General features: G+C 63.6%; 26 protein-coding genes. 13 read left to right on the top strand and 13 right to left on the bottom strand.

The annotated features are described in order from the left end of the window. Nucleotides 1-6: 6 nt before the first annotated feature. On the bottom strand, nt 7-1,443 hold the full coding sequence (locus WD006_RS19970; RefSeq protein ID WP_011520048.1) for a carotenoid oxygenase family protein: 1,437 nt from the start codon (nt 1,441-1,443) through the stop codon (nt 7-9). A gap of 212 nt (nt 1,444-1,655) precedes the next feature. On the opposite strand from WD006_RS19970, the gene WD006_RS19975 reads away from it, so the two are divergent. Both WD006_RS19975 and WD006_RS19980 read left to right on the top strand, forming a co-directional pair. Then, complete coding sequence (locus WD006_RS19975) at nt 1,656-2,729, top strand: NAD(P)-dependent alcohol dehydrogenase (RefSeq protein ID WP_011520049.1); 1,074 nt, start codon at nt 1,656-1,658, stop codon at nt 2,727-2,729. A 192-nt stretch (nt 2,730-2,921) separates the two neighbouring features. After that, nucleotides 2,922-3,617 (top strand): response regulator transcription factor, encoded by a 696-nt coding sequence (locus tag WD006_RS19980; RefSeq protein WP_029308770.1) that lies wholly within the window; start codon nt 2,922-2,924, stop codon nt 3,615-3,617. Nucleotides 3,618-3,656: 39 nt separating this feature from the next. Here WD006_RS19980 and WD006_RS19985 read toward each other — a convergent pair whose 3' ends face one another. Next, a complete protein-coding gene (locus tag WD006_RS19985) occupies nt 3,657-4,178 on the bottom strand; it encodes a universal stress protein (protein ID WP_029308769.1) in 522 nt (173 codons plus the stop codon). A 236-nt stretch (nt 4,179-4,414) separates the two neighbouring features. On the opposite strand from WD006_RS19985, the gene WD006_RS19990 reads away from it, so the two are divergent. Beyond that, on the top strand, nt 4,415-4,837 hold the full coding sequence (locus WD006_RS19990; RefSeq protein WP_008641514.1) for an Lrp/AsnC family transcriptional regulator: 423 nt from the start codon (nt 4,415-4,417) through the stop codon (nt 4,835-4,837). A gap of 19 nt (nt 4,838-4,856) precedes the next feature. Here the strand turns inward: WD006_RS19990 and WD006_RS19995 are convergent, their stop codons facing one another. Further along, nucleotides 4,857-5,225, bottom strand: coding sequence for a hypothetical protein (locus tag WD006_RS19995; protein WP_029308768.1), 369 nt, complete (start codon nt 5,223-5,225; stop codon nt 4,857-4,859). 462 nt (nt 5,226-5,687) lie between these two features. Between WD006_RS19995 and WD006_RS20000 the strand changes: the two genes are divergently transcribed. The 6 genes from WD006_RS20000 (at nt 5,688) to WD006_RS20025 (ending at nt 9,851) form a co-directional block, all read left to right on the top strand. Further along, the gene (locus WD006_RS20000; protein ID WP_035833264.1) at nt 5,688-5,993 is read left to right on the top strand and encodes a hypothetical protein; all 306 of its coding nucleotides are present in this window, start codon (nt 5,688-5,690) and stop codon (nt 5,991-5,993) included. 176 nt (nt 5,994-6,169) lie between these two features. Continuing rightward, nucleotides 6,170-6,376 (top strand): DUF1214 domain-containing protein, encoded by a 207-nt coding sequence (locus WD006_RS20005; RefSeq protein WP_080711446.1) that lies wholly within the window; start codon nt 6,170-6,172, stop codon nt 6,374-6,376. A 444-nt stretch (nt 6,377-6,820) separates the two neighbouring features. Beyond that, complete coding sequence (locus tag WD006_RS20010; protein WP_008641504.1) at nt 6,821-7,303, top strand: tripartite tricarboxylate transporter TctB family protein; 483 nt, start codon at nt 6,821-6,823, stop codon at nt 7,301-7,303. Nucleotides 7,304-7,308: 5 nt separating this feature from the next. Beyond that, nucleotides 7,309-8,850, top strand: coding sequence for a tripartite tricarboxylate transporter permease (locus WD006_RS20015; protein WP_011520057.1), 1,542 nt, complete (start codon nt 7,309-7,311; stop codon nt 8,848-8,850). A gap of 177 nt (nt 8,851-9,027) precedes the next feature. Further along, nucleotides 9,028-9,417 (top strand): nuclear transport factor 2 family protein, encoded by a 390-nt coding sequence (locus WD006_RS20020; protein WP_008641502.1) that lies wholly within the window; start codon nt 9,028-9,030, stop codon nt 9,415-9,417. Nucleotides 9,418-9,518: 101 nt separating this feature from the next. Further along, on the top strand, nt 9,519-9,851 hold the full coding sequence (locus WD006_RS20025) for a hypothetical protein (RefSeq protein WP_008641501.1): 333 nt from the start codon (nt 9,519-9,521) through the stop codon (nt 9,849-9,851). Nucleotides 9,852-9,863: 12 nt separating this feature from the next. Here WD006_RS20025 and WD006_RS20030 read toward each other — a convergent pair whose 3' ends face one another. Beyond that, complete coding sequence (locus WD006_RS20030; RefSeq protein WP_035833262.1) at nt 9,864-10,235, bottom strand: CzcE family metal-binding protein; 372 nt, start codon at nt 10,233-10,235, stop codon at nt 9,864-9,866. Nucleotides 10,236-10,634: 399 nt separating this feature from the next. Here WD006_RS20030 and WD006_RS20035 point away from each other — a divergent pair, with 399 nt between their 5' ends. Beyond that, nucleotides 10,635-11,888, top strand: a complete 1,254-nt coding sequence (locus WD006_RS20035) for an Hsp70 family protein (RefSeq protein WP_011520061.1) — start codon at nt 10,635-10,637, stop codon at nt 11,886-11,888. A 24-nt stretch (nt 11,889-11,912) separates the two neighbouring features. Here WD006_RS20035 and WD006_RS20040 read toward each other — a convergent pair whose 3' ends face one another. The 4 genes from WD006_RS20040 to WD006_RS20055 all read right to left on the bottom strand — a co-directional run bounded on the left by WD006_RS20040 (nt 11,913) and on the right by WD006_RS20055 (nt 16,897). Continuing rightward, nucleotides 11,913-13,100: a GGDEF domain-containing protein gene (locus tag WD006_RS20040; protein ID WP_011520062.1), complete on the bottom strand. Its 1,188-nt coding sequence runs from the start codon at nt 13,098-13,100 to the stop codon at nt 11,913-11,915. Nucleotides 13,101-13,148: 48 nt separating this feature from the next. After that, nucleotides 13,149-13,682, bottom strand: a complete 534-nt coding sequence (locus WD006_RS20045; RefSeq protein ID WP_375199008.1) for a cysteine hydrolase family protein — start codon at nt 13,680-13,682, stop codon at nt 13,149-13,151. A 155-nt stretch (nt 13,683-13,837) separates the two neighbouring features. Next, nucleotides 13,838-16,357, bottom strand: coding sequence for an EAL domain-containing protein (locus WD006_RS20050; protein ID WP_011520064.1), 2,520 nt, complete (start codon nt 16,355-16,357; stop codon nt 13,838-13,840). 174 nt (nt 16,358-16,531) lie between these two features. Beyond that, the gene (locus WD006_RS20055) at nt 16,532-16,897 is read right to left on the bottom strand and encodes a hypothetical protein (RefSeq protein ID WP_011520065.1); all 366 of its coding nucleotides are present in this window, start codon (nt 16,895-16,897) and stop codon (nt 16,532-16,534) included. Nucleotides 16,898-16,969: 72 nt separating this feature from the next. Between WD006_RS20055 and WD006_RS20060 the strand changes: the two genes are divergently transcribed. Next, on the top strand, nt 16,970-17,311 hold the full coding sequence (locus WD006_RS20060; RefSeq protein ID WP_011520066.1) for a DHCW motif cupin fold protein: 342 nt from the start codon (nt 16,970-16,972) through the stop codon (nt 17,309-17,311). A gap of 49 nt (nt 17,312-17,360) precedes the next feature. On the opposite strand, the gene pstS is transcribed toward WD006_RS20060, so the two are convergent. The 3 genes from pstS to WD006_RS20075 form a co-directional block, all read right to left on the bottom strand. Continuing rightward, nucleotides 17,361-18,383 (bottom strand): phosphate ABC transporter substrate-binding protein PstS, encoded by a 1,023-nt coding sequence (gene pstS / locus WD006_RS20065; protein WP_224444902.1) that lies wholly within the window; start codon nt 18,381-18,383, stop codon nt 17,361-17,363. Nucleotides 18,384-18,618: 235 nt separating this feature from the next. Beyond that, nucleotides 18,619-19,137 (bottom strand): DUF3761 domain-containing protein, encoded by a 519-nt coding sequence (locus WD006_RS20070; protein ID WP_060784883.1) that lies wholly within the window; start codon nt 19,135-19,137, stop codon nt 18,619-18,621. A 168-nt stretch (nt 19,138-19,305) separates the two neighbouring features. Further along, the gene (locus WD006_RS20075; protein WP_029308763.1) at nt 19,306-20,280 is read right to left on the bottom strand and encodes an NAD-dependent epimerase/dehydratase family protein; all 975 of its coding nucleotides are present in this window, start codon (nt 20,278-20,280) and stop codon (nt 19,306-19,308) included. 125 nt (nt 20,281-20,405) lie between these two features. Between WD006_RS20075 and WD006_RS20080 the strand changes: the two genes are divergently transcribed. After that, nucleotides 20,406-21,317: a LysR family transcriptional regulator gene (locus tag WD006_RS20080; protein WP_035820854.1), complete on the top strand. Its 912-nt coding sequence runs from the start codon at nt 20,406-20,408 to the stop codon at nt 21,315-21,317. Nucleotides 21,318-21,578: 261 nt separating this feature from the next. After that, nucleotides 21,579-21,959: an SHOCT domain-containing protein gene (locus WD006_RS20085; RefSeq protein ID WP_008647667.1), complete on the top strand. Its 381-nt coding sequence runs from the start codon at nt 21,579-21,581 to the stop codon at nt 21,957-21,959. 30 nt (nt 21,960-21,989) lie between these two features. Here WD006_RS20085 and copD read toward each other — a convergent pair whose 3' ends face one another. Together copD and copC are read right to left on the bottom strand one after the other, a co-directional pair. After that, nucleotides 21,990-22,889 carry a copper homeostasis membrane protein CopD gene (gene copD / locus WD006_RS20090; RefSeq protein ID WP_011520073.1) on the bottom strand — a complete coding sequence of 300 codons (900 nt, stop codon included), beginning with the start codon at nt 22,887-22,889 and terminating at the stop codon, nt 21,990-21,992. An 18-nt stretch (nt 22,890-22,907) separates the two neighbouring features. Next, nucleotides 22,908-23,294, bottom strand: coding sequence for a copper homeostasis periplasmic binding protein CopC (copC, locus tag WD006_RS20095; RefSeq protein WP_011520074.1), 387 nt, complete (start codon nt 23,292-23,294; stop codon nt 22,908-22,910). Nucleotides 23,295-23,307 lie beyond the last annotated feature (13 nt).

The raw sequence follows: 23,307 nt of genomic DNA on the forward strand, positions 1-23,307 counted from the left end.
ATCCCGCTATCCCGCTACCCAGTTGCCATGGAAGCCGAACGGCACGCGCTGCGGCAGCTCGACGGTTGCCAGCGGACCGCGCGCGACGTGCCGCGCATCGAACACCAGCAATTCGCTACATTGTGCCGCAGCCCGCCACACCACCGCCAACAGCCAGCCATCGCCCTCGCCGCCATGAGCGCCACCACCCGGCGCGAACACCGGCTCGGACGTGATATCGCCCCGCGGCAGCCAGTAGGCGTCGCGCGTGCCGTCCTGCATGTCCAGGTGCATGATGCCGTTGAGCGCGCCTTCGCCGTACTCGGGATGCGACGCGGCGAACCATCCGTGCCGATAGCGGAAACCCGAAACGCGGTCGTCGATGCGCGGAAACTCGCCCGCCGTATCGTCGAGCCGTTCGGCGGTGAACCGGCGTATGTCCGACGCAAGATCGAACGTCCAGCGCGTCAGGTACGCCTGCTGCCGGGCGGGATCTCCTGGCGATCCGTCGGCGTGGGGGAACAAGGGTGGTTCGTCGTAGACCATGACGTCCGCCAGAATGCGTTGTCCCCCCTCGCCTTCCTCCCACGCGTTCATCACATGGAACACATAGCAGGCAGGGCCCTCGAACCACCGCACGTCGTCAGCGCCGCCACCACGCGGCAGGACGCCGATCATGGCGGGCTTCTCTGGCTCCCATGCATAGCCAGGGCCGCCGCGCTCCACGCGCGCAAGGCTGCCGGTCAGCGGCAGCACGGGGATCAACAGATGACCCGGCGTGGCCATGAAGTCGTGGATCATGCTCGGGTACGGCGCCTGCAGACGCGCGTAATGCGTCAGGCGGCCCTGTGCATCGATCGCACCAACCTGCACGCCCGGCGTGAGCTTGCCGTCGGCGTTGTAGCCGAAGAACAGTAGTTCGCCAGTGCGCGGGTCGGTCTTCGGATGCGCGGTGAACGGCCCCTTCAGCGGGCCGTATTCCATATATCCAAGGGTGTCGATCGCGCGCGGCGTCACAGCAGTGGGCAGGTGCGCTTCCTCGAGCGCCAGCAGCGCGCCGCCGTGCCAGATGATGTTGGTATTGGCCACGCCGCCATCGCTGCCCGACCACTCCGGCGCATCGGGCAACTTGCCGGCGAAGGCGCGGAATAGTGGACGCCCGGCACGATCCTCGTCACGCCACTTGGGCGTGCGCACCCAGCGGTTGCGGTAGGACACGCGCCCATCGTCGATGGCGAACACATGCACCATGCCGTCGCCACCGAACCAGTGCGCCTCGGGCTGCGGAAAGCGCGGGTTCGGGCCGATGCGATACAACGTGCCCTGCAACCCCGCTGGCAACACGCCACGCACGCAGAGATCGCTTGCATCGACTTCCTGCGTGACCGGCGCGAAGTTATCCACCTCACTCACGTCGCTCACGTCACCCGCTGCACCTTCCACTTCGGACAAGCTGTCTTCCATGCACGCCCCCGTAACTAAACAGTGAATAGTTTGGGAAGTATCGGTGGCAAGTGCCAAGAGGTCAAGGAAGGATTCGGCGAAGGCCGCTGACCGCACATCCCATGACTTTGACGAGTGTCAACTCTCGGCCGCGCCAGCCTGGCCTAGACTGACTGGATCACCGCCCGCGAGGCTGCGGGCGGCCTTTCAGGCCAACCAGAAGGAGTCTCGACATGGCAGGCATGCAAGCTGCGGTTTTTCAGGGGCCCGGCAAGATCGTGCTGCAGGAAAAGCCGATCCCGGCCGTCGGCCCCACCGACGCACTGATCCGCATCACCACCACCACAATCTGCGGCACCGATATCCACATTCTCAAAGGCGAGTATCCGGTAGAGCGGGGCCTGACGATCGGTCACGAACCGGTGGGCATCATCGAGAAACTCGGCAGTGGCGTGACCGGTTATCACGAGGGTCAGCGCGTCATCGCGGGCGCGATCTGCCCCAGCTTCTACTCCTACGCGTGCCAGGACGGTTGCGCCTCGCAGGACGGACAAGGCCACTCGCACGGCTACAAGCCCATGGGCGGCTGGCGCTTCGGCAATACGATTGACGGCACCCAGGCCGAGTACGTGCTCGTGCCGGACGCGCAGGCGAACCTCGCGCCCATCCCCGACGGGCTGACCGACGAACAGGTATTGATGTGTCCCGACATCATGTCGACGGGCTTCTCCGGCGCGGAGCACGCCAATATCAAGATCGGCGATATCGTTGCCGTGTTCGCGCAGGGTCCGATCGGACTGTGCGCGACGGCTGGCGCCCGCCTGCGTGGCGCTTCGCTGATCATCGCCGTAGATGGGATCGATGACCGCCTGAACATCTCTCGCCAGATGGGTGCCGACGTTACGCTGAACTTCCGCAATACCGACGTGGTGCAGGAGATCCTGCGCATTACGGGCGGCCGTGGCGTCGACGCGTCGATCGAAGCACTCGGCACGCAGGCCACCTTCGAATCGGCCCTGCGCGTGCTCAAGCCCGGCGGCACGCTGTCGAGCCTTGGCGTCTATTCCAGCGACCTGAAGATTCCCCTGGACGCCTTCGCGGCCGGTCTGGGCGATCACCGCATCATTACGTCGCTGTGCCCGGGCGGCAAGGAACGGATGCGCCGACTCATGAACGTGATCGAAACGCAGCGGATCGACCTCGGGCCACTGGTCACGCACCGCTTCAAGCTCGCCGATATCGAGGCCGCCTACGACCTCTTCGGGCACCAGCGCGACGGCGTGCTCAAGGTAGCCATCACGCCTTGACGCCCGGCAGGCGCCCTGCCTGCCAAACCCGCCAGTTCCACAAGCCAGCCCCGGGCGTGTTACGTGACACGTAACACGCCCGGGGTTTCTTTTGGCGCGCCGGCGCGGCTTTTACGTGCCTGCGCGTATGGAATGCTTCTTGCGGTCTGATTGCTCGCAGTCAAATAACTACAGAAACAAAGGGGAGCAATCATGAGGGCAACGGTGGTCGAATTTCGCCCGCTGGTCGGGCTTGGCATCCAGCGGATTCTCAATCGTATTGCAGACGTGGACGACAGCAGCGTCATCACGCCACGGCCAGAGACCCCGTGTTCTCTGCACGGTACCGAGTTACTGGTACTTGGCGCCTTGCCGCGCGGCGCCAATATCGACATGCACCAGTTGCTGGAAACCGCATCGGCCGTGCGCTGCGTGCTGTTCCTGGCGCATGGCGGCGAAGTCCAATGGATGCCGCCCAACCCGTTCGCGCCGCTATTGTCGTGGCTGCCCGAACACGCGAGCGCCGTTGAGATCGAATGTGCGCTACGCGCCTTGATCGCCTGCGCGCATGCCGGAATTCACGCGCTGGCGCCAGCGCTGCCGATTGCGCCGGCTACCCCGATTGCCGTGCCAACGCCGGTAGGCGTCCACGGCAGCACGCGGGTGCCGGCATACATTTGCGAAGCGCGGCTGCTCAGGCTGACCCTGCGCCAGTACGAGGTGCTCGTACTGCTGTCGCGGGGACTCTCGGTGAAGTCCATCAGCAGGCAACTACGTATCTCCGTCCCGACCGTGAAAAGCCATACGTTGCAGCTCTATCGGCGGCTCGCGGCCAAGAACAAGTCGGAGGCTGTCTTCATGGCGCGCGAGAAGGGCGCCGCACTGGCGACCGTCTCGTCCGATCCATGACACCCGTTACCGCTCAACCGATGACATGCAGGCCATGCGTCACGGATACACGACCAGCATCGGCCTGGCGTGACGATGCGAAGCCGGCAGAACGGGCGGTAAGGGTTGGCTGGTGAGCGCGCCGCTTGCTCCAGCCGACTTCACCACCGTCACGGGCACGGAAGTCTTGCGCATGATGCGCGAGGTAAGTCCGGCGCCGAAGCATGCCTTGATTCTCGACCACAGGTTCACGCCGATCACGATGCCATCGCAGTTCAAAGCCGTCGCCGCGCTAGCCACCGCTTGCGCCGGGCTGCCGACGCCAATCATCGCGGTATAGCGCACGCCGGAATCGTCGAGGATATTGCTCGCCTGCTCCAGCGCGCACTCACCATCCTGGGATTCCTGCTCGCGCAATGCCGCAAGCGAGTGAAAGGCGCTGGCCCGCGAATGCTCCAGCGGCGGCTGCACGTTCAGCAGCACCACCTCGGCCACGCCGCTCTCTCGATACAGGAACGCCGCATAGCGCACCGCGTCGAGCGCGCATTCCGAGCCATTCACCGGCACTAGTATCTTGATCATGATCTCCTCGGTCCATCCGTATCCCTGACTCAAGGGTAAGCATGTGCTTATAGATAGCGGATCAAAGGATGGCTGCCCGCAGTAAAAATCCTGTCAAAATTTTCCCGCCGCTGGGCGACCTCATCTCTCCCGGAACGCTCACCCGCCATGGCTGAGCCAAATTGCATGCGGACAATGGGCAGAGATTGGTTCTCGCATTACACTTTGCCCAATCAATAAGGCAATCCGCCAGATCCATGGACGATACCGACCGACAACTCATTGCCCTGCTGCGGGATGACGCCCGCATGCCCGTGGTAACGCTTGCCAGGAAGCTACGCGTGGCGCGCGCCACGGTGCAGAACCGCCTGGCAAAACTGGAGAGCGAGGGGACGATCGTCGGCTACACGATCCGGTTGCGGCCCGAGGCCGAGGCGTTCCGCATCCGTGCCATCATGAGCATCGAGATCGAGGGCAACCACAGCGAGGACGTGCGGCGTGAATTGCGCGGTCACCCGAACGTCGTGGCGCTGCACACCACCAACGGCCGCTGGGACCTGATGGCCGAACTGCGCGCGGATACGCTGGAGGCATTCGACCGCATCCTCAGTGCCATCCGCCTGATCCCGGGCATCGCCAATACAGAGACCAGCATCCTGCTTTCGACGCTGAAGCTATAGGTGCCTGCCAGATCCAACCTCAATCCACTGCCTCGGCAAGCGCTGCGTCGAACATGGCGGCGGTGAGCCCAAGCAGCAGTGCAATGGCAGACGCGATAAACCAGCGTACGGTCCTGCGATACTCGGACACCTCGTCGTCCTCGATGCGCAACGCGCGGAACAGCGACAGAATCTGGAGCGCCACGGCGGAGACTAGGCAAAGCGCGGCGAACAACGCGCGGACGCTCCACTTCCCGGGGCTCTCGAAGCCCCAGAAACGCCAGAAGGCCAGCGAAAAACCCAGCAGCACCGTAATAGCCGTGATGATGCCCTGGCGATAGCCGGCCGGCACCATCTGCGGTTTGGGGCGGCCAACGGCGTCATCGGCGTCTTTCACGGACTCAGGCATTGATGGCCTCCAGGATTTGCGTTGGCCCAGTTGCTTGATGCCCTGTAGTCTAGCCCGCGCAATCGCCATGAGCGGCGCTCCCATCTTGTCGGATCAGACTCTGCCACTGCAGCATCGAACGCGCGGCCGTGCCTTCGCGTACACCGCCACGGGCAGGCTCCCGCCTGATGTGTAAATCGGTTTGACTTCGCGGCCTCCGTGGCAGATTGTGAGGAAGGCCGAGCTCCCTCCCTTGAGCGGAACCTGTACGTTCCGCTCACCCCCATCCCTGACACACAGTCGATGCTGGCGCTGACTGCCGGCCATCCTTTTTGTGGATGGCTCGAAGCGTGTTCAGTCGAAGCAGCAGTCACGTCCGCGTCGCGCAGGCCGGTATCCGTGGAAGGCGCCGTCCCATCCCAGCATTGCTGCAGCAATCGCTGCGGCAGGTCGTCGCAATACGTAGTGAAGAAGGAGCTGCTGATGCATCCCAGAGCCTACCTGCCCATCACTTTGGGGCAACCGCTGGCTGTCGGCGCCATCGCGCTGATTGCAGGCGCTGCCGCTTACGCCCAACCCACCGCCACACCGGAGCAGAAGTTCCCACCCGGCTATCTCGAAGCCGTCTCCACCGGCTACGAGAACGGCCAGACCTCCACCTCACCATCGCAGCCCGGCCAAGCCGTGACCGGACCGGCGGCACCACTGTCACAGGCATCGTTCCTCGTCCCGCCGACGCAGGCAACAACGACGTCCACCCAATCTCAGAAGAACAAGAAACACCACTGAAGGTAGTGTGAAAGATCGATGCGTTCCGGCCAGGTGCGCATCGACACAGGTAGACCTTTCCGTATCGCGCAATCCTGGGATCGCAGAACACGGGCTCCAAATCTCAATTAATCCATCGCATTAAGAATTGCCTTGCCTGAAATAACGTTTCGGGCTCCGGGCCTTGTCACTTTACGGTGAAGGAAGTGCCGGTCGACGGCTTCTGGTCAGTCAGTGTCTACAACGCCGAAGGCTATCTCCAGAAGAACCCGGCCAACGCTTACACCCTGGCCCCCACAAGTTCCCGGAAGCCCAACCGGCGGAGTGATCTACACCGAATCCGCCTGTGCCCGCAAGCCACCTGCCGAAGGGGAGACAACGGGTACTGGCACATGGCTAAATGAAGCCATCGTGAATTGACCCCACGATGCAACCATCTCGCCCGCGATCCCCCGATTTCGCGGGCGTTTTTTTTGCCATATTTCTGGCAATTCAAATTGACTGGTCGCAGATACAACTCAACCCTGCACTGCCTGATTCCCCTTTTCCCGACAATACGGAAAGCCCCCTAGGGATTTCACTGAGTTCGGCGCAGAAGAATCTTATACATCACAAGATGATGTTTCCCGAAAGGTTCGCGCAAGGCTAACGAAAGGCGATTGGAAGACGCTCCTTATAGATTCCCCCAAATCCAACGAGCCGCCGGTTCCTGCCACCAGGGTTCGCGGCCGTTGGCATTCTGAAAGGTAGGAGGAGAGCATGACCAGTCGATGCAGCGGCGTCCGCGCAGTTGAAGCGGACAGAGCCGAAGGACAGCCCGTGTGGCGCAACCAGAGCGGGGCCATCCGATGAGCCACGCCAAGGGATTCAAGAAGGACTACTACGGCGGCACGCTGATGGCACTGGTCGGACTCGCTGCCGTAATGGCCGGTCTGCAGTATCACACCGGCTCGCTCAGCCACATGGGCCCCGGTTTCTTCCCGGTAGCAGTGGGCGCGCTGCTGGCATTCGTCGGCGTCCTCATCGCCGTCTCCGCCCGCAACGACGAGCCCAAGGAAGACAAACCCTCCGGTCACGGACACAGCCACGCTGCGCCGGACCTGCGCGGCACGGTTTGCATCGTGCTGGGCACGCTGGCATTCCTGCTGTTCGGCAAGTATGGCGGCATGATTCCAGCCACGTTCGCCATCGTCTTCATTTCCGCGCTCGGTGATCGCAGCAACAGCATCAAGCAGGCGTTCCTGCTCTCCATTGCCATGTGCGTTATTGCGGCGGTGGTGTTCTCGTGGGCGCTGCAGCTGCAGCTTCCGATGTTTACGTGGGGGGCGTGAGTACCATGGTTTCGAATGCATTACATGATCTCTGGTTCGGCTTTGGGGTAGCGTTCCAGGGCAGCAACCTGATGTGGTCGTTCTTCGGCGTGCTGGTCGGTAACCTGATCGGCGTGCTGCCAGGCATGGGCGCGCTTTCAGCTATCTCGATCCTGCTGCCGCTCACCTACGTCATGCACCCGGTGCCCGCCATCCTGATGCTGGCCGGTATCTTCTACGGTTCGCAGTATGGTGGGGCGATCGGCGCCATTCTGCTGAACCTGCCTTCGCACCCGCCGCACGCGGTGACCTGTATCGACGGGTACCCGATGACCAAGGCAGGCAAAGGTGGCACGGCGCTTGGTATCACGATGATCTGCTCGTTCTTCGCTGCGTCGGTGGGCATTCTCGTGATGATCTTCGCATCGCCGCTGCTGACGACCATCGCCTTCAAGTTCGGTCCCGCCGAGATCTTCTCGATCATGCTGCTGGGTCTGCTTGCCGGTTCGACGATGTCGCGCGGATCGCCGCTGAAGGGCGTGGCCATGACGCTGTTCGGCCTGCTCTGCGGCGTGGTCGGCACCGACGTGAACACTGGCACGTTCCGCTTCGCGCTGGGCATTCCGGAACTGAGCGATGGCCTGGAACTCGTGGCCATCGCAATGGGCCTGTTCGGGGTAGCTGACTTCATCCTGAACGTGAACCGCATGACTGCGGTGACTTCCAACGCCAAGCTTCGCATTCGCGACATGCGTCCGAGCCTGGCCGAGCTGAAGGAGGCCTTCTGGCCGATGGTGCGCGGCACTGGCGTAGGTACGTTGTTTGGCGCGATGCCGGGCACGGGCCCGACGATCACGACGTTCGTGGCCTACGCGCTCGAACGCAAGATCTCCAAGACGCCCGAGAAGTTCGGTACCGGCATGATCGCCGGCGTGGCGGCGCCGGAAGCCTCCTCGCACTCGAAGACGCAGGTGGACTTCATCCCGACGATGAGCCTGGGTATTCCGGGCGACGCCGTGATGGCGCTGATTCTTGGCGCGCTGATGATCCAGGGCATCGCCCCGGGTCCGCAGCTCATCAGCGACCACCCGGACATCTTCTGGGGCCTGATCGCCAGCTTCTGGATCGGCAACGTGATTCTGATGATCCTGAACGTGCCGATGATCGGCGTGTGGGTCAAGCTGCTGCAGGTGCCTTACCGCTACCTGTTCCCGTCGGCGATGTTCTTTATCGCAGTGGGCGTATTCAGCACGCAGAGCAGTCTGTTCCAGATCTGGGAAGTGCTGGCCTTCGGCCTGATCGGCGCCCTGCTGATGTACCTGGAGTTCTCGGTCGCGCCGATCCTGCTCGGCTTCGTGCTCGGACCGATGGTGGAAGAGAACTTCCGCCGCGCCCTGCTGCTGTCGCGTGGCGACCTGGCCGTGTTCGTGGAGCGCCCGATCAGCTGCACGTTCGTGGTGATCTCGGCGATGCTGCTGGCTGGCGTGACGTGGTCGGCCTGGCGCAATCGCGGGCCGAAGAAGACGGCCATCCAGGTGCTGGAATCGGAACTGGCGGTCAACGAGTAAGCCACCCCATCAGGTTCGCTGTAACGGATGCGGCCGGATGCCTTCAGGGCATCCGGTCGCTTTCTCTTTTGGGCTGCCTAACTCAATTTTGTATGCAATTTACGGATACAATACAAACCGCCCGCGGACCGACAGCGAGGCGTTTCCGAATAAGCAATACGCACTGGAGGACACAGCATGACGAACCAAGCCATCCCGGCCGAATACCTGGCCGCCCTCGAACCGATCCAGCACTATCTGGAAGCGCACCGCACCGGCCGCGCCGAGTACGTCCGCAAGGCTTTTCATGCCGATGCCCGCATCATCTCGTTCCGTGACGGCACCCTGCATTCGCTGACCGTGGAAGAATTCTCGGCCCGCTTCCAGGGTGAGCCCGCCGCGGACGAAGCGCAACGCCGGCGCTTCATCGCCAGCTTTGACGTGGTCGGCAATGCCGCCACCGCCAAGGTTGTGCTGCAGTACCCCGAGGTAACGTTCACCGACTACATGAACCTGCTGCAGATCGACGGCGTCTGGAAGATCGCGAACAAGACGTTCAGTGCGGCGCCGAAGGCACCAGCGCAGTAACGCCCCTGGGGCGTAACAAGCCAGTCGAAATCAGCACATTTTCCCGCCGGGGCCACCTAGAATAGGTTCACACCGGCCATGGAAACTGGGAGGGAATCGCCATGACACGCCTGCTTTCGATCTGGACGCTCTGCCTTGGCCTGGCGCTGGCCGGCTGCACCTACTACGGCTACCCTCCCGGCACGGTGCCAGCCAGCTACGACCGCTCGTTCTTCGCCGCTGCCGATGCCATGCGCGATCAGGGTGTGGCGATCGCGGTGCAGAACCAGGTCAGCGGCGAGATTTCCGGCGACCGCGGCGGCGTTCCGGTCTCGGCCTGGGTGCGCCAACAGCCGGACGGGAGCGTGAGAGTGCAATTCAACGCCAACGACTCCCGCGACCCAGACCTGGTGCACCGCATCTCGCAGAGCTATGACCGGCGCATGGGACGTTGATCTGGGCGCGGTTCAACCCGCGCGATAGATCTCGCTGGGTTCGATGAACACGTAGACATCCCGCGCCTGCGGCACGCCGGGCATCAGCACCGCGAGGTTCATGGCGCTGCCGTTGATGGATTGCAGGAACGTCCAGCCGACGGTGCGTCCACCCGCGCGAATCGCCACCGACTCGCCCGACGCGACGGTCAGACGCTTCATGCCGGGCGCCACATCGATGGTGCGAGTCACCGTATCAAGGGCGGCCTGGGAGCCGAACAACGCGCTGTCATGGGAAAGGACGGCGGCGGCGACGGGAGCTGCGGCGGGGGCGCTCCATGCCAGTGCCGGGGCGAGCAGAAGTGCTGCGGTAAGCAGGGAGATGGTGTTGTTCTTCGAGGTCATGATAAGGATCTTGACCCTGCCCCGGATGGCAGTCCGCGGCAAGGCTGGCTTCGCCGGATTCTTGCCGGGCTGCCGATCGGGCTCTGTCAATCAGGGGCGATGCAGTCGTGGCACGGAGGGGCGATGTCTCCGTCGGGCTTTCGGGGTGTCTGGTGTCAACCCGGGTGACAGAGTAGCCCCATCTCGTGAATTCATAAAATGACTTGATTTCACAAAATCCAGTCGTTTTATTCCGCTACCTTCCCGTTCATCACGGCATACGCCACATGGGATAGGCCGCGCAATCGCATCGCGCCCGCATTCATACCCGCTGCAAGGAAAACCAATACAATAGCGCCCCGCGCGGCGGACGCCCCTGGCTCCGCCTCTCCTTGCACCTCTGCCCTCATCCGGAATTTCATGATCGCAAACGCATGTGGTGTCGACTTCGGCACGTCCAACTCGACCGTGGGCTGGGTTCGCCCAGGCGCATCGACGCTCCTGCCGCTCGAGGACGACAAGGCGACCCTGCCCTCCGTGATCTTCTTCCATGCGGAAGACCCGCTGGTCAGCTATGGCCGCGCGGCACTGGCCGACTATCTGGCCGGCTACGAGGGGCGCATGATGCGTTCGCTCAAGAGCCTGCTGGGCACGTCGATGATGGATGACAGCACCGAAGTGATGGGCCAGGCCATGCCTTTCCGCAAGCTGCTGGCGCACTTCATCGGCGAACTCAAGGGCCGCGCCGAACGCGCCGCCGGCCGCGAGTTTACGTCGGCCGTACTGGGCCGACCGGTGCATTTCATCGACGAGGATGCCGCCGCCGACCAGCTTGCCGAGGACACGCTGGCCGAGATCGCCCGCGACGCGGGCTTCCGCGATATCGCGTTCCAGTACGAGCCAATTGCCGCAGCCTTCGACTACGAAGCCGGCATCGGCGGTGAAGAACTCGTGCTGGTGGCCGACATCGGCGGCGGCACGTCCGACTTCTCGCTCGTTCGCCTGTCCCCGGAGCGCGCCCGCCACATCGACCGCCGCGACGACATCCTCGCCAATGGCGGCGTGCATATCGGCGGGACCGATTTCGACCGCGCTCTGAGCCTCGCCAGTGTGATGCCGATGCTGGGCCTGGGCAGTCAGCTTCGCAACGGCAAGGCCATGCCTTCGGGCCAGTACTTCGACCTGGCGAGCTGGCACACCATCAACCTGGTTTACACACGCAAGGCCTGGTCGATCGTGATGGACAACTATCGCGATACCGCCGACACCGTGAAGCTTGATCGCCTGATCCGGCTGATCCGCGAGCGCGCGGGCCACTGGCTGGCAATCCAGGTGGAAGCCGCCAAGATCGCGCTGTCCGCGGAAGCGCAGACCGTGGTCGACTTGGACCGTATCGCGCCCGACACCACACTCGCCATCACCCGCGAGACCTTCGACGAGTCCATCGCCAAACTGGTCGACAAGACCGCCACGACGGTGCACGGCATGCTCAAGACGGCTGGCGTCAAGGCCGAGGCCGTCGACACGATCCTGTTCACCGGGGGTTCCAGCAGCGTACCGCTGCTGCGCGAGCAACTCGCGCAATTGCTGCCGGGCGCGCGCCGCGTGGAAGGTGATCTGTTCGGCGGTATCGGTTCGGGACTCGCGCTGGACGCGCTGCGCAAGTTCGGCTGAGCGCGCAGCCGCCGCGCACTGGTATCAGGGCAGCCGTTCGCTGCCCACTTCCTGCATCGACGTCTGTTCGTGCGCGTGGTGCACGCGATTGCGACCGCTGCGCTTTGCGGTATAGAGCAGCCCGTCGGCACGCGACATCAGCGCATCGAGCGACTCCGGCGGTTGCCACACCGCCACACCAAAGCTGGCCGTCACACGCGGGCTATCCGGCAGCGTCTCGAATCGCGCGCGCTCGAGCGTCGCCCGGATCTCTTCGGCGATATGGATCGCCTCTTCCCCGGTCGTCCGCGGCAATAGCACCGCGAACTCCTCGCCCCCAAGCCGGCCGGCAATCCCCCGCGCGCCCACCACGCGCCTGACGATCCGCGCGAACTCGACGAGTATCGCGTCGCCACTGGCGTGACCGTGGTTGTCGTTGATGAGCTTGAAGAAATCAAGGTCCACCAGGATCAGTCCGGGCACCCCGCCATTGGCCCGCGAAATCGTCTCGCGCGCGATTTCCTCGAAGCTTCTCCGGTTGTGAAGCCGCGTCAGCGCATCCGTATCCCGCTCGTGCTGGATCCGTTCGATCAGCGCGTGAATCTCGGAGCCCAGCAGCACCAGGCTGAAGAAGACGTTAAAGAGCGTCTGGCCTACCTGGAAATACGTCCAATAGCTTGAAAACGCCCTGCCACATTCGTCGGTGTTCGGGGGTGCGCTCGTGCTCAGCAGCAGCCGCAGGCCGAGGTTCACGGTAAAGGCGACGAACACCCAGTAGATCGCCCGATCCGCCACGCTGCCCCGCCGCAAGCCACCAAGCTGAGCCAGGGCAATGCCGAAGATCAGCGCGGCGCCAATGTTGTGTACGTATATCCGCGCCGTCAGGTCAGGCACGGCGAAATGGAAGTAGGCGAGCAGCGAGAACTCGACAATGGCCACCCCCGAACAGGCGGCCAGTGCGGTGGTGGATTTGACATGGGCGCGCCACAGCAATCCGCACGCAATCAGCATCGTGCTGCCGATGTAGAACGGCGCGGCGACGAGCGTCGTCCAGACAGCATCGCTCGGCGGAGACAGGACCTGTATGGCCACCGCCACGGCATAGAGCGCAAAGGACACGCCGAACGCCAGCAGATGCTGGCTGCGGAGCTGCCGCCAGACCACGAGGAAGCAGCCAGCGAAGATCAGCGAGACCGCGGGGTTGATCAGGGATAGTTGGTTGCAGAACGACACGGGGGCGCGAGGGATTCTGTGAGAGCGGCTGACAATGGCTCTGACGAATCAGAACGTGATGTCCGCCGCTGGCACCGCACGTACGCGCGGGCCGAAACTGCTGATACCCGTCAGCGTGAGGTTGTGATGGTGAATGATCTGCCCTGCAGACAAGGCCGCATTCGAAACAGTTGTGTGACCATCTGCGATCAGCCTCACCGGATAGCCCAGCGCCAGCGCACGCCGCGTGGTGGTATCGACGCAGTACTCCGTATGCATGCCGCAGATGACCAGGTGCGTCACCCCGTGCTCCTTCAGCGTCGCCTCGAGTGTCGTCCCGAAGAAAGAATCCGGCGTGGTCTTGCGGACGCGCAGGTCGCTATCCAGCGCGGTCAGCCCATCCGCGAGATGCCAGCGCGCTGAGCCATACGGCAGGTAGTCGTCCGCCGATTCATGCTGGATGAATATAACGGGCACGCGCGCGGTGCGTGCCTTGCCGGCAACATCGTTGATGCGGTCGATGATCTCGTGGTGAGCGAGCGGGACCTCGTCGCCTTCGCACAGGCCTTGCTCGACATCGATGACGAGTAGGGCCGCTGTCATGGCAGATAAGTCGGAGACCTTGATCGCTCAATCATGCCATGAAACAACGAACGGGACCGGTGCTGCCCGACCGGCCCCCCACCTTAGTGGGTACCGTCAGTGCGTGCGTCCGTGCGTCCCCGGCAGATCGACGAGCGACGTGGCGGCGCTACAAGTCAGGCACCCGAGGCGATCAACGGATGCGCGGCATTGCCCAGGGCGGTCAGGGCCTCAGCCGGTCCGGGCCTGGCAAGCAGAAAACCCTGCGCGCGGTCGCAACCGATCTCGCGCAGAAACTGCAGTTGGGCGATGTTCTCCACGCCCTCGGCCACCACGGTCAGGCCAAGCGCCCGGGCCATGGCAACGATCGCGCGAAGAATCGCGCCGTCGCGCTCCCGCTCGATAACAGCGGTCAGGAACGAGCGATCCACCTTGACGGTATCGACCGGCAGCGTCTGCAGATAGGTAAACGAGGAATAGCCCGTTCCGAAGTCGTCGATGGCCAGACCGACACCGCGGCGCGCGAGTTCGCCAAGCACCAGCTCGGTCACGCCGTTTCCGGTCATGGCCATGCTCTCCACCAGCTCAAGCTGCAGATGCTCCGGCTGCATGCCGGCGTCGCTCAGCACATCGGAGACGTCATGCAGGAAATGCTCGTGGCGGATCTGTCGGGCGGACAGGTTGACCGACATGCGGCCAAATTCGAAGCCCGACCGGAGCCAGGCCGCGCCCTGCCGGCACGCCTCGCGCAACACCCAGGCGCCAATCGGCACGACCAGCGCCGATTCCTCGGCCACGTCGATGAACGCACCGGGCGACAGCAGCCCGCGCGTCGGGTGCTGCCAGCGCAGCAGTGCTTCGACGCTGACGATCCTTCCCGAGCCCAGGTCATAGATCGGTTGATAGTGGAGGCGGAACTCGCGGCGCGTCAGCGCGCGACGCAGTTCACATTCGAGCGCCATGCTTTCCATCGCGGACGATGTCATCTGCGTGGCGAAGAAGCGGAACGTGTTCTTGCCTTCCTGCTTGGCTTCATACATCGCGCGGTCGGCCTGCATCAACAGTTGCTGCTGATCCGTGCCGTCGTCCGGATAAATGCTGATGCCGATGCTCGGCGTCACGAACACGCTGCGCCCGGCAGCATCGATTGGCTGACCAACCACGTCCAGCAGCACCTGCGCGATATGCGCGACATGACGAATGTCCTCAATCTCCTCGACAACGATCGTGAACTCGTCCCCGCCGAGCCGGGCCACCGTGTCGCTCTCGCGCACGGCATGCTTGAGTCGCATGGCAATGACCCGGAGCGCGTCGTCTCCGGTGCCGTGCCCCATCGTATCGTTGATCATCTTGAAGCGATCGAGATCGAGGAACAACACGCCCACCCGTCTGGACGCACGCCGGGCGCGAATGATGGCCTGCTTGAGCCGCTCGCTGAACAGCGTGCGGTTCGGCAGGTCCGTCAGCGGATCGTGCATGGCCAGATGGTTCAGGCGCTCTTCCGCGATACGGCGATGCGTGATGTCCGAGAAGATCGCCGCGTAATGCGTGCATTCGCCGGCCTGATTGCAGATGCTGGAGACGGACAGATGCTCGAGGTACAGCTCGCCGTTCTTTCGGCGATTCCAGATCTCGCCCTTCCAGTGACCTTGCGCGCGCAACTGGCTCCACATTTCCTGGTAGAAGGATGGACCCTGGCGTCCCGAACTCAGCATCCGCGGCGTCCGGCCGATGGCCTCGTCGAGCGTGTAGCCGGTCAGTTGCGTGAAGGCCGGGTTCACCTGCTCGATCACGCCATTCAGATCGGTCACCATCACGCCGTCGAGCGTCGATTCGAACACGCGATCGGCCAGCCGCAGATGGTAGTTGGATCGACGCAGTGCCTCGTCGCGCTCGTGCAGCGCCGTCCGCAGTTCATGCACATACTCGTGTTCGATACCACACAGGATGTCCGACAGGCTCAGCAGACCCGTCAGCTCGCCCTGAGCGTCGAGCACGCCAACGTGGCGCAAACGGTTGTCCGAAAGAAACTTCCGGGCCGAATACAAGCTGTTGGAATGCGCCAGCGAATGCAGGTGACGACTGGCATGATCCGACACGATGCCGCCGAGCGCGTTGGCGGCGGCCAGCCGCACGACGTCGCGCTCCGTCAGGATGCCGTACTCGTCGCCGGGAAAGCGGACAACCACTGCGCTCAGTCCGCCCGAGCGCATGACACGCATGACCGCAGCCAGTTTCTCTTCCGGGTCGACGATGACCGGAGGTGGAACCTTGACCGAGTGAATCGGGCGAAGGCGCAGGAAATACTCGGCGCCCTGGTTCATGACGAGGTCGGTCTGAGACAACATGCCGAGCGGACGCCCACTGTCATCCACCACCAGGCAATGGCGAATGCCTTTGCTCTTGAAGTACAGCGCGGCATCGCCGAGCCTGGTGCGGCAGTCCAGCGCCAGTACGGGATAACTCATCAACTCGGCGATGGGGCGCGACAGCGCATCACCCATCTCGCCGAGCGCCAGCGCGTCCCGCTCGGTCCAGATGCCAACGACCTGCCCCTGGTCCACCACGACGATCGAACTGCAACTGCGCTGCGCCATCATCGCGACAACTTCGCTGACACTGGTGCGCGGGCCGCACTCCAGGATGGATCTCGATATCAGGTGATCGATCTCAAGATCCAGCGTGTGTTGTGGCATTTCTCTCCCCGGAAACTCTTCTGCCTTGCATGAAAATGCCGGCAGCGTAGCGACGGGAGGGCTGCGAAACATTGATTAGGGTCAAACTACCCCGGAGCCCAAGCCATGTCCCCTACCAAGGTACGGTAAAGGAATCGGCCATCCGGCCGATGTTCGATCTTGGGGGGACTTTCGTTATGGCTTGTGAAGGGTGGCAGCCTGGGCTGCGAATGCCTTCCACTCCCGGAAAACCGCATCCAGGCACGCCGCCGAATCACAGGCGTCCCGCTTCTTGCGGAACGCTGCAACTTCCGACTCGGTGATGGATCCAGTCTTGAGCTGCCGCTGCTGGTCAGCAAAGATGCGCTGGTAGCCCATCGAGAACAGCGCGGACTCGCAGATCATGCGATGCGCCGGCACCGGCCGGGCAGGCACGACGGACGGATCGCAGTCGATGTCAGTGGCATGCGCGTTGCCGAAAGCCAGAAGACCAGTGACGGCCAGACAGCGGAACGCGCAACGGATGCGCGCGAAGTGGATGGTGCAGAACGTGCGGGTCATAGTCGATACGGGGAAAGCCTGAAAGCTGCCAGGTGTAGAATCCCGGCCTTCAATCGCCCCTGGAAACTTAGCATGAAGATGGACGCCTTTCCCTTCGGCACGACCGACTGGTCGCAGATTGAACGCACCGAGCACAAGGGAGATACCGGAGCGGCTTACTGGCGCACGCAGTACTTCGGCGAAGGCGACCGCCGGGTGCGTGTGCGCATGGTCGAATACTCGCCGGGATACCTGGCGGACCACTGGTGCAAGAAGGGGCATGTCCTGTTCTGCCTGCAGGGCGAACTGGAAACGACGCTCGAAGACGGCCGTCAATTCATGCTGCGACCGGGCATGAGCTATCAGGTCGGCGACGACGCCGAGGCCCATCAGTCCCGTACCTCGACGGGTGCCACGTTGTTCATCGTGGATTGAAGCAGCCGGGACGCCCGGCCATGCGGCCCGGGCATCCCACTGCGAGACATTACTGAGCCTTGCCTGCGGGCGATGCCATGCTTTGCAGGCCGATGGCCTTGCCACTGGCATCCGTCACGCGCGCCAGTTCCCGATACGCGTTCGCCTGCACCTGTCCGGGCAGCGGCACGAACTTCGCTTCGCGGGCGAGCTGGTCGCCGTGGAGATAGCCCCAGGTGACGAACTTCATGGCCTCGAGCGTGCGCTCACCGGCGCGGCTGACGGCCGGCACCACGACGAACGTCCCCATGGTGATCGGCCATGCGTCGGCACCGGCCTGATTGACCAGGCTGGCGGTGAAATCGCCCTTCCGGTTCCAGTTGCTGTGCACCACCGCATCGCGGAATCCGCCCACCGTGGCGCTGACGAAGTTGCCGTCTGCGTTGCGCAGTTGCACCGGATTCAGACCTTCATCCAGCACATAGTTGTAGTCGACATAGCCGATGGCGCCACGGTTGCTCTGGACCGCCTTCACGACCTCGCCGCTGCCTTTGGCACCGGTGTAGCCGGCCGGCCATGAGAACGCGGACTTGGTGCCATATGTCGACTTCCACTCGGCACTCACCTCGCTCAGATAGGCGCTGAAGTGATAGGTGGTGCCCGAACCGTCGGCACGCACCACGGGGTGGATCTTCAGGTTCGGCAGGGCGAGACCCGGATTCACGGCACGGATCTCCGGCGCATCCCAGCTATCGACCTTGCCCAGGAAAATCTTCGCCAGCAAATCGCCGGTCAGCTTCAACTGGCCCTTCGGGACGGAAGGAAGGTTGATCACCGGAACAGCAGCAGTAACGACGGTCGGCACGCAGACCAACCCGGACTTGCTTGCTTCCTGGGGAGACAGCGGCACATCCGACGCGCCGAAATCGACCTGCCCTTCCCGGATACGACGAATACCTTCGCCCGATCCAACCGCCGCGTAATTGAGCCGGGTGCCGGTGGCCGCGGCATAGCCGGTCGACCAGACGCGATAGACCGGCGCGGCCGCCGTCGAACCCGCGCCCTGGATATCAGCGGCTACGGCAGTGGACATGATGAGCGCTGAGCCAAGAATGGCCAACGCGGTGCGCTTGAGCATGATCGTTCATGGAGAGTGGGCAGCCGGCATTGTAGCGGCGCAAGAGCAAGATCTTTCGGATCGGCTTGCTGTCTGGATCGACCAAATAATCGAGGCGTGACATCTCCAGAAGCATCCCGGATGTCCCGGATGCCCCGGATGCTTCTGGACCGTCTGGGCACGGAGCGCTGAGTCCCGTGCCAGTCCCCGCTCAGGAACAGGCCTTTCCGTGATCGGGCTTGTAGCCCTTGGCCTTGGCGTCGGCCTCTGACATGTACGCGCCACTCTTGGTCTTGCCGTAGTAGCGATCGGACGGGCAGTGATAGACCTTGGTCGACGAGTTGGCCCAGACTTGGCCAGGGCCTCCGCCCGGTGCGGCGGCGGTGGTCTTTTTCTCGGTGGCAGTGGCGGGGGCCGCAGGTGCGGCTGTTGCCGCCGGGGCGGCGGCCTTGGGCGCGGGTGCCGCGGCAGGCGCCATCGCGGCCGGCGCCATCGCGGCCGGCGCCATCGCGGCTGGTGCGGATGCTGCTGCGGCGCCGCCATACCAGTCCTTGACGCCCTTGTGCCCTGCGCAGGCGCCCTTCTTGCTGGCGCCGGAGTAGTAGCTTCCGTCCTTGCAGAGGGCCGTGCTGCCGGCTGGCGCGCCGGCGGGTGCCTGGGCCTGGGCCTGGGCGCCGAGCGACAAACCCAGCGCGGCCGCAACGGCCATCGACTTCAGCAAATTCTTCATTGGCTGCTCCCGTATCGGGGTGAAACGACGAGAAGAAAAACGCTTGAGCCGAGTGGGCGATCAGGTACGTTGCAGCGCGACACTGGCGCCGCGCGCATCGCTCTCGCTCGTCCCCAATAACTGTCGCCGGAAGCGTTGCGTTGACAGCACCTCCAAGTCGGGCATGTTTCAGCCGGCCGAAGCAGGTGCCAAGCGTGCATTGGCGCACATGGCCGCAGTCAGCGTCTGGCGAAGGCCGTCTTGATAAGACGTCTTTCGAATCGGACCAATCAGCGCCTGCAGCGCCGAGTCGTCCATGATCACGGGGTCAGTCTGCAGATAGTGCATCTCGACCAGTTCGCGCATTAGCGGATTGAACAGCCCGAGCAGGCGCAGCATCGTCTTGCCCACCACGCGCAGTTTCATCGCGCGGCCGGTCTGGCGCTCCATCTCTTCCACCAGCTCGCGCTGCGTGGTGACGCCGGCCCCGGCGAGGTGCCAGATCTTGCCGAAGGCAGCCGGAGTATCAACCAGCCGGGCCACCACCGGGCCCACGTCCGGCACGAAGATGAACTCATGCGGCGTGTCGATCGGCCCGATCAGGTCGGCCGTGCCGCCGTTCGCAGCCGCCAGCACCGCGCGATGCAGCAGGCTGTTCTCGACGCCGGGACCATAGAAGTCCGGCAAACGCAGCACGGTGGCACGGATGCGTCCATCGGCATGCGCCTGCATCAGCAGGTCCTCCTGCGACTTGCGCATACGCCCCTTGAAGGTGTGGGGTTCGCGCGGATGGTCCTCGCGCACGGGTGTCGTCCTTGCCCTGCCATATGGGTACACCGTGCCGATCAGGATGATCTGCTTCACACCGGCCGCCACGGCGGCGTCGAGCGTCCGGCGCATCAGCGCGGGGTGCAACTCGAACTGCCAGTAGTTCACGCCGACCAGATAGATCAAGGTCTCCACACCCGTGGCGGCCGCCTGAATCGCCTCCGGCGAGTCCGGATTCCAGGTCAGGATCTCCGCCAGCGGGTCATCGCCGAAGGCCTGGCGCAGGCTGGCCTCGTGCCGGCCTACCACCCGATAGGGCTCACCCCTGCTGCGCAGGGCGGCCGCGATGCTCCGGCCAATGGCGCCTGCCGCGCCAAACAAGGCAACTTTGGACATATCGGATTTCCTTTCGGTAACGGATTGGGAAGGCAGCGAGCAATTCGCGAAACCGCAGTGTGGCGCACCCGCAATCGAAAGAAAATTGCCTAGAATCGACTGGCTGCTATTTGAAAATGCATACCATGACGCGAAACGAACCGAGCTGGGAGTGGTACCGGACATTCTTGCAGGTGCTGGAGGTCGGCTCGCTCTCCGCCGCCGGCCGGGCCCTCGGCATCACGCAGCCCACTGTCGGGCGGCACATCGACAGCCTCGAGTCGGCCCTGGGGCTGAAGCTGTTCACGCGCTCGTTCGACGGCTTCGCCCCCACCGAGGCCGCCCATGAACTGAAGCCATACGCGGCGAGCATCGCCGCCACCGCCGCCGCGCTGCGCCGGGTGGCCAGCAGCCACGGCGCGGGCGTCCGGGGCACGGTACGGTTGACCGCGAGCGAAGTCATCGGCGCCGAGGTACTGCCTCCGATCCTGGCGGCCCTGCGCGACGCGCATCCGGAGCTGGTGGTCGAACTCGTCCTGTCGAATCAGCCTGACGACCTGTTGCGCCGCGAAGCGGACATCGCCATCCGCATGTTCCGACCGGTCCAGGGAGCCTTGATCGCCCGACATGTCGGCGGTATTGAAATCGGCTTGCACGCGCACAGTCGCTATCTGCAGGCGCACGGCGTCCCGGGCTCGACGAGCGAGCTCTCGCGCCATGCGCTCATCGGCTTCGATCAGGAAAACGACTTCATCCGCCGGTTGCAGAGCAAATTCAAACCCTTCTGGCGCGATAGCCTGGCCTTTCGCAGCGACAGCGACCTGGCCCAACTCGGCGCCATCCGCGCGGGATTTGGCATTGGCGTGTGCCAGGCCGCACTGGCGGCACGGGATCCCCAACTGGTGAGGGTGTTGCCCGAGCAGTTCTCGGTCACGCTGGATACCTGGGTAGCCATGCATGAAGACCTGCGTGACAACACACGCTGTGCCGTCACCTTCGCCGCGCTGGTCAATGGGCTGGACGCCTATATCAAAGGTGTTCCCGGGCGAGGGGCATGACCGCAATGCCCGAACATTCGCAGACGTCGGCCTGAAACGGATGGCACCCGTCGCACTCTGCAAAATCAGGAATCATCCCGACAAGAAACTTTCATAACGGTGAAAGTGATTACTTGTCGTCACACCTGCTATACCTAACGAGGTTGTCGCGCCACTGGCCACCTGTATTGCGGCCGGCGCGCATCGTCTTGCCGCACGAATCGGATTAGCCGATCGCCTTTTCCCTTATCGGGACCATTTTCTTTTCAATGGAGAGCATCAATGGTTATTCAGGAAGGTTTTTCATTTGGAAACTTCATCATCGACGTTTTTTCCATCTTCCTTTTCATCCTGTGGTTCTGGTTGCTCATCACCATTTCCGGCGATCTGTTCCGGCGTCATGACGTGTCGGGCTTCGCCAAGGTGCTGTGGGTGATCTTCCTGATCGTGCTGCCCTACATCGGCGTCTTCGCCTACATCCTCACCCAGGGTCGCGGCATGGCAGAGCGCAATCAGGAACGTGCGCGGGAGGCACGCAACGAACTTCGCCAGGTGGTCGGCTTCAGTGTCGCCGACGAACTGGAAAAGCTCGACCGCCTGAAAGCGTCCGGCTCCATCTCCGAGGACGAATTCAAACGGCTGCGGGCGAAGCTGGTCGAGTAAAGCGTTGCGACCAGAGGCGGCAGCGGTCCATCAGGGCTCAGGCGATTGCACGCCCAGCACGGCAACAATCGCCAGCACCGCCACGCCTAGCAGGGCTTCGATAACGAAGCTCCTGCGCAGCGCCCGCACGGCCGCGCCACTGTCCGATGCCGTCACCAGCGCCGGGCTCAAGCGATACCGGTTCAGCGCGGCCATCACCAGCATTGCGGCGAATAGCGCCAGCTTGACCAGCAGAATCCGGCCGTAGGGCGACGTCAGTCGCTCCAGCGTCGGCATGCCGGCGATGAACCAGTAGTTGACTGCCCCGGTCGTCACCAGCGTCCCGACGATCACGGTACCGATACTCGCAAACCCGCGCGCGGCGCGATCCAGCACTGCGAGAACGCCCATCCGGGCCAGCATCAGGAATCCAGCCAGCGCGCCAATCCATGCGCCGCCCGCGAGCAGATGCGCAATATCGACCAGCAGATGCGCGACGCCGGACAGCCCCTCGTTCATCGCGCCGTGGCCACCCCATGCGAGCGTTGCCAGCGCGATGGCGCCACAGGCGACGAGGACCTGATAGCGCAGCGTCGGCCGATGCGCGAGCGCGAAGCTCGCGAGCAGTCCACCGAGAAGCGCGCTCATGCGCATGAAGCAGGCGATGCCGAAGGCTGTCTCGGTCGCGATCATCGCCACCGTATCGCCCCCAAGATCCGCGTACCCTTCCACTCCGGACATGGCCTTGGCCACCACGGCCATGTCCACGACGGAAAGCACCAGGCCGATGAGCGCGGCCATCGTGGCGTAGCCGCTATAGCACCGGGCGCTGGCGGCTTCCCGCTCGTCTTTTCGCAACGCATACAGGGCAAACAGCGGCAAGCCAAACAGCAGCATCAGATCCAGATAGAGCGCGAACCGCACCCACACGTTGAGCCAGTCGACCTCCATTGGATAGCCCTGCCCGCGTTACTTCGTCGTGAAGGTGATGCTGCCGTTGACCGGATGGGTGTCCGATGACACCGCCCGCCAGTCCAGGCGATAGGTGCCCGGTACCAACGGGCTCTTCGGCGTGATGATCATCGCCTTGGGATCGTCGCCCCCGGACACACTGGCCGCGATCTTCATTGGCGGATGATCGGCCATGCCGGGCATCCCGGTCATGACCAGATTCGCGCCGGAGACCTGCTTGACGAGGTTCTCGGAGAACAGCAGTTCGATCCGCGTGGGCGCGGGCCCTTCGGACTTGTCGGCAGGCGAGGCGCTGACAAGCTTGGGGTGCGCGAGGGCGGCGGCACTGGCCAGAAGTGCGGTGGCGGCAACCAGCGCCTTGGCCGCGGTGTGGATATAAGTCATGAGATCTCCCTGG

The organism is Cupriavidus sp. Met-2 (genome assembly GCF_049843575.1).
Classification (GTDB): Bacteria; Pseudomonadota; Gammaproteobacteria; order Burkholderiales; family Burkholderiaceae; genus Cupriavidus; species Cupriavidus metallidurans.

Coding starts and splice junctions, on each gene's coding strand:
- WD006_RS19970 (WP_011520048.1), bottom strand. CDS start 1,443: ATGGAAGACAGCTTGTCCGAAGTGGAAGGTGCAGCGGGTGACGTGAGC.
- WD006_RS19975 (WP_011520049.1), top strand. CDS start 1,656: ATGGCAGGCATGCAAGCTGCGGTTTTTCAGGGGCCCGGCAAGATCGTG.
- WD006_RS19980 (WP_029308770.1), top strand. CDS start 2,922: ATGAGGGCAACGGTGGTCGAATTTCGCCCGCTGGTCGGGCTTGGCATC.
- WD006_RS19985 (WP_029308769.1), bottom strand. CDS start 4,178: ATGATCAAGATACTAGTGCCGGTGAATGGCTCGGAATGCGCGCTCGAC.
- WD006_RS19990 (WP_008641514.1), top strand. CDS start 4,415: ATGGACGATACCGACCGACAACTCATTGCCCTGCTGCGGGATGACGCC.
- WD006_RS19995 (WP_029308768.1), bottom strand. CDS start 5,225: ATGCCTGAGTCCGTGAAAGACGCCGATGACGCCGTTGGCCGCCCCAAA.
- WD006_RS20000 (WP_035833264.1), top strand. CDS start 5,688: ATGCATCCCAGAGCCTACCTGCCCATCACTTTGGGGCAACCGCTGGCT.
- WD006_RS20010 (WP_008641504.1), top strand. CDS start 6,821: ATGAGCCACGCCAAGGGATTCAAGAAGGACTACTACGGCGGCACGCTG.
- WD006_RS20015 (WP_011520057.1), top strand. CDS start 7,309: ATGGTTTCGAATGCATTACATGATCTCTGGTTCGGCTTTGGGGTAGCG.
- WD006_RS20020 (WP_008641502.1), top strand. CDS start 9,028: ATGACGAACCAAGCCATCCCGGCCGAATACCTGGCCGCCCTCGAACCG.
- WD006_RS20025 (WP_008641501.1), top strand. CDS start 9,519: ATGACACGCCTGCTTTCGATCTGGACGCTCTGCCTTGGCCTGGCGCTG.
- WD006_RS20030 (WP_035833262.1), bottom strand. CDS start 10,235: ATGACCTCGAAGAACAACACCATCTCCCTGCTTACCGCAGCACTTCTG.
- WD006_RS20035 (WP_011520061.1), top strand. CDS start 10,635: ATGATCGCAAACGCATGTGGTGTCGACTTCGGCACGTCCAACTCGACC.
- WD006_RS20045 (WP_375199008.1), bottom strand. CDS start 13,682: ATGACAGCGGCCCTACTCGTCATCGATGTCGAGCAAGGCCTGTGCGAA.
- WD006_RS20050 (WP_011520064.1), bottom strand. CDS start 16,357: ATGCCACAACACACGCTGGATCTTGAGATCGATCACCTGATATCGAGA.
- WD006_RS20055 (WP_011520065.1), bottom strand. CDS start 16,897: ATGACCCGCACGTTCTGCACCATCCACTTCGCGCGCATCCGTTGCGCG.
- WD006_RS20060 (WP_011520066.1), top strand. CDS start 16,970: ATGAAGATGGACGCCTTTCCCTTCGGCACGACCGACTGGTCGCAGATT.
- pstS (WP_224444902.1), bottom strand. CDS start 18,383: ATGTCCACTGCCGTAGCCGCTGATATCCAGGGCGCGGGTTCGACGGCG.
- WD006_RS20070 (WP_060784883.1), bottom strand. CDS start 19,137: ATGAAGAATTTGCTGAAGTCGATGGCCGTTGCGGCCGCGCTGGGTTTG.
- WD006_RS20075 (WP_029308763.1), bottom strand. CDS start 20,280: ATGTCCAAAGTTGCCTTGTTTGGCGCGGCAGGCGCCATTGGCCGGAGC.
- WD006_RS20080 (WP_035820854.1), top strand. CDS start 20,406: ATGACGCGAAACGAACCGAGCTGGGAGTGGTACCGGACATTCTTGCAG.
- WD006_RS20085 (WP_008647667.1), top strand. CDS start 21,579: ATGGTTATTCAGGAAGGTTTTTCATTTGGAAACTTCATCATCGACGTT.
- copD (WP_011520073.1), bottom strand. CDS start 22,889: ATGGAGGTCGACTGGCTCAACGTGTGGGTGCGGTTCGCGCTCTATCTG.
- copC (WP_011520074.1), bottom strand. CDS start 23,294: ATGACTTATATCCACACCGCGGCCAAGGCGCTGGTTGCCGCCACCGCA.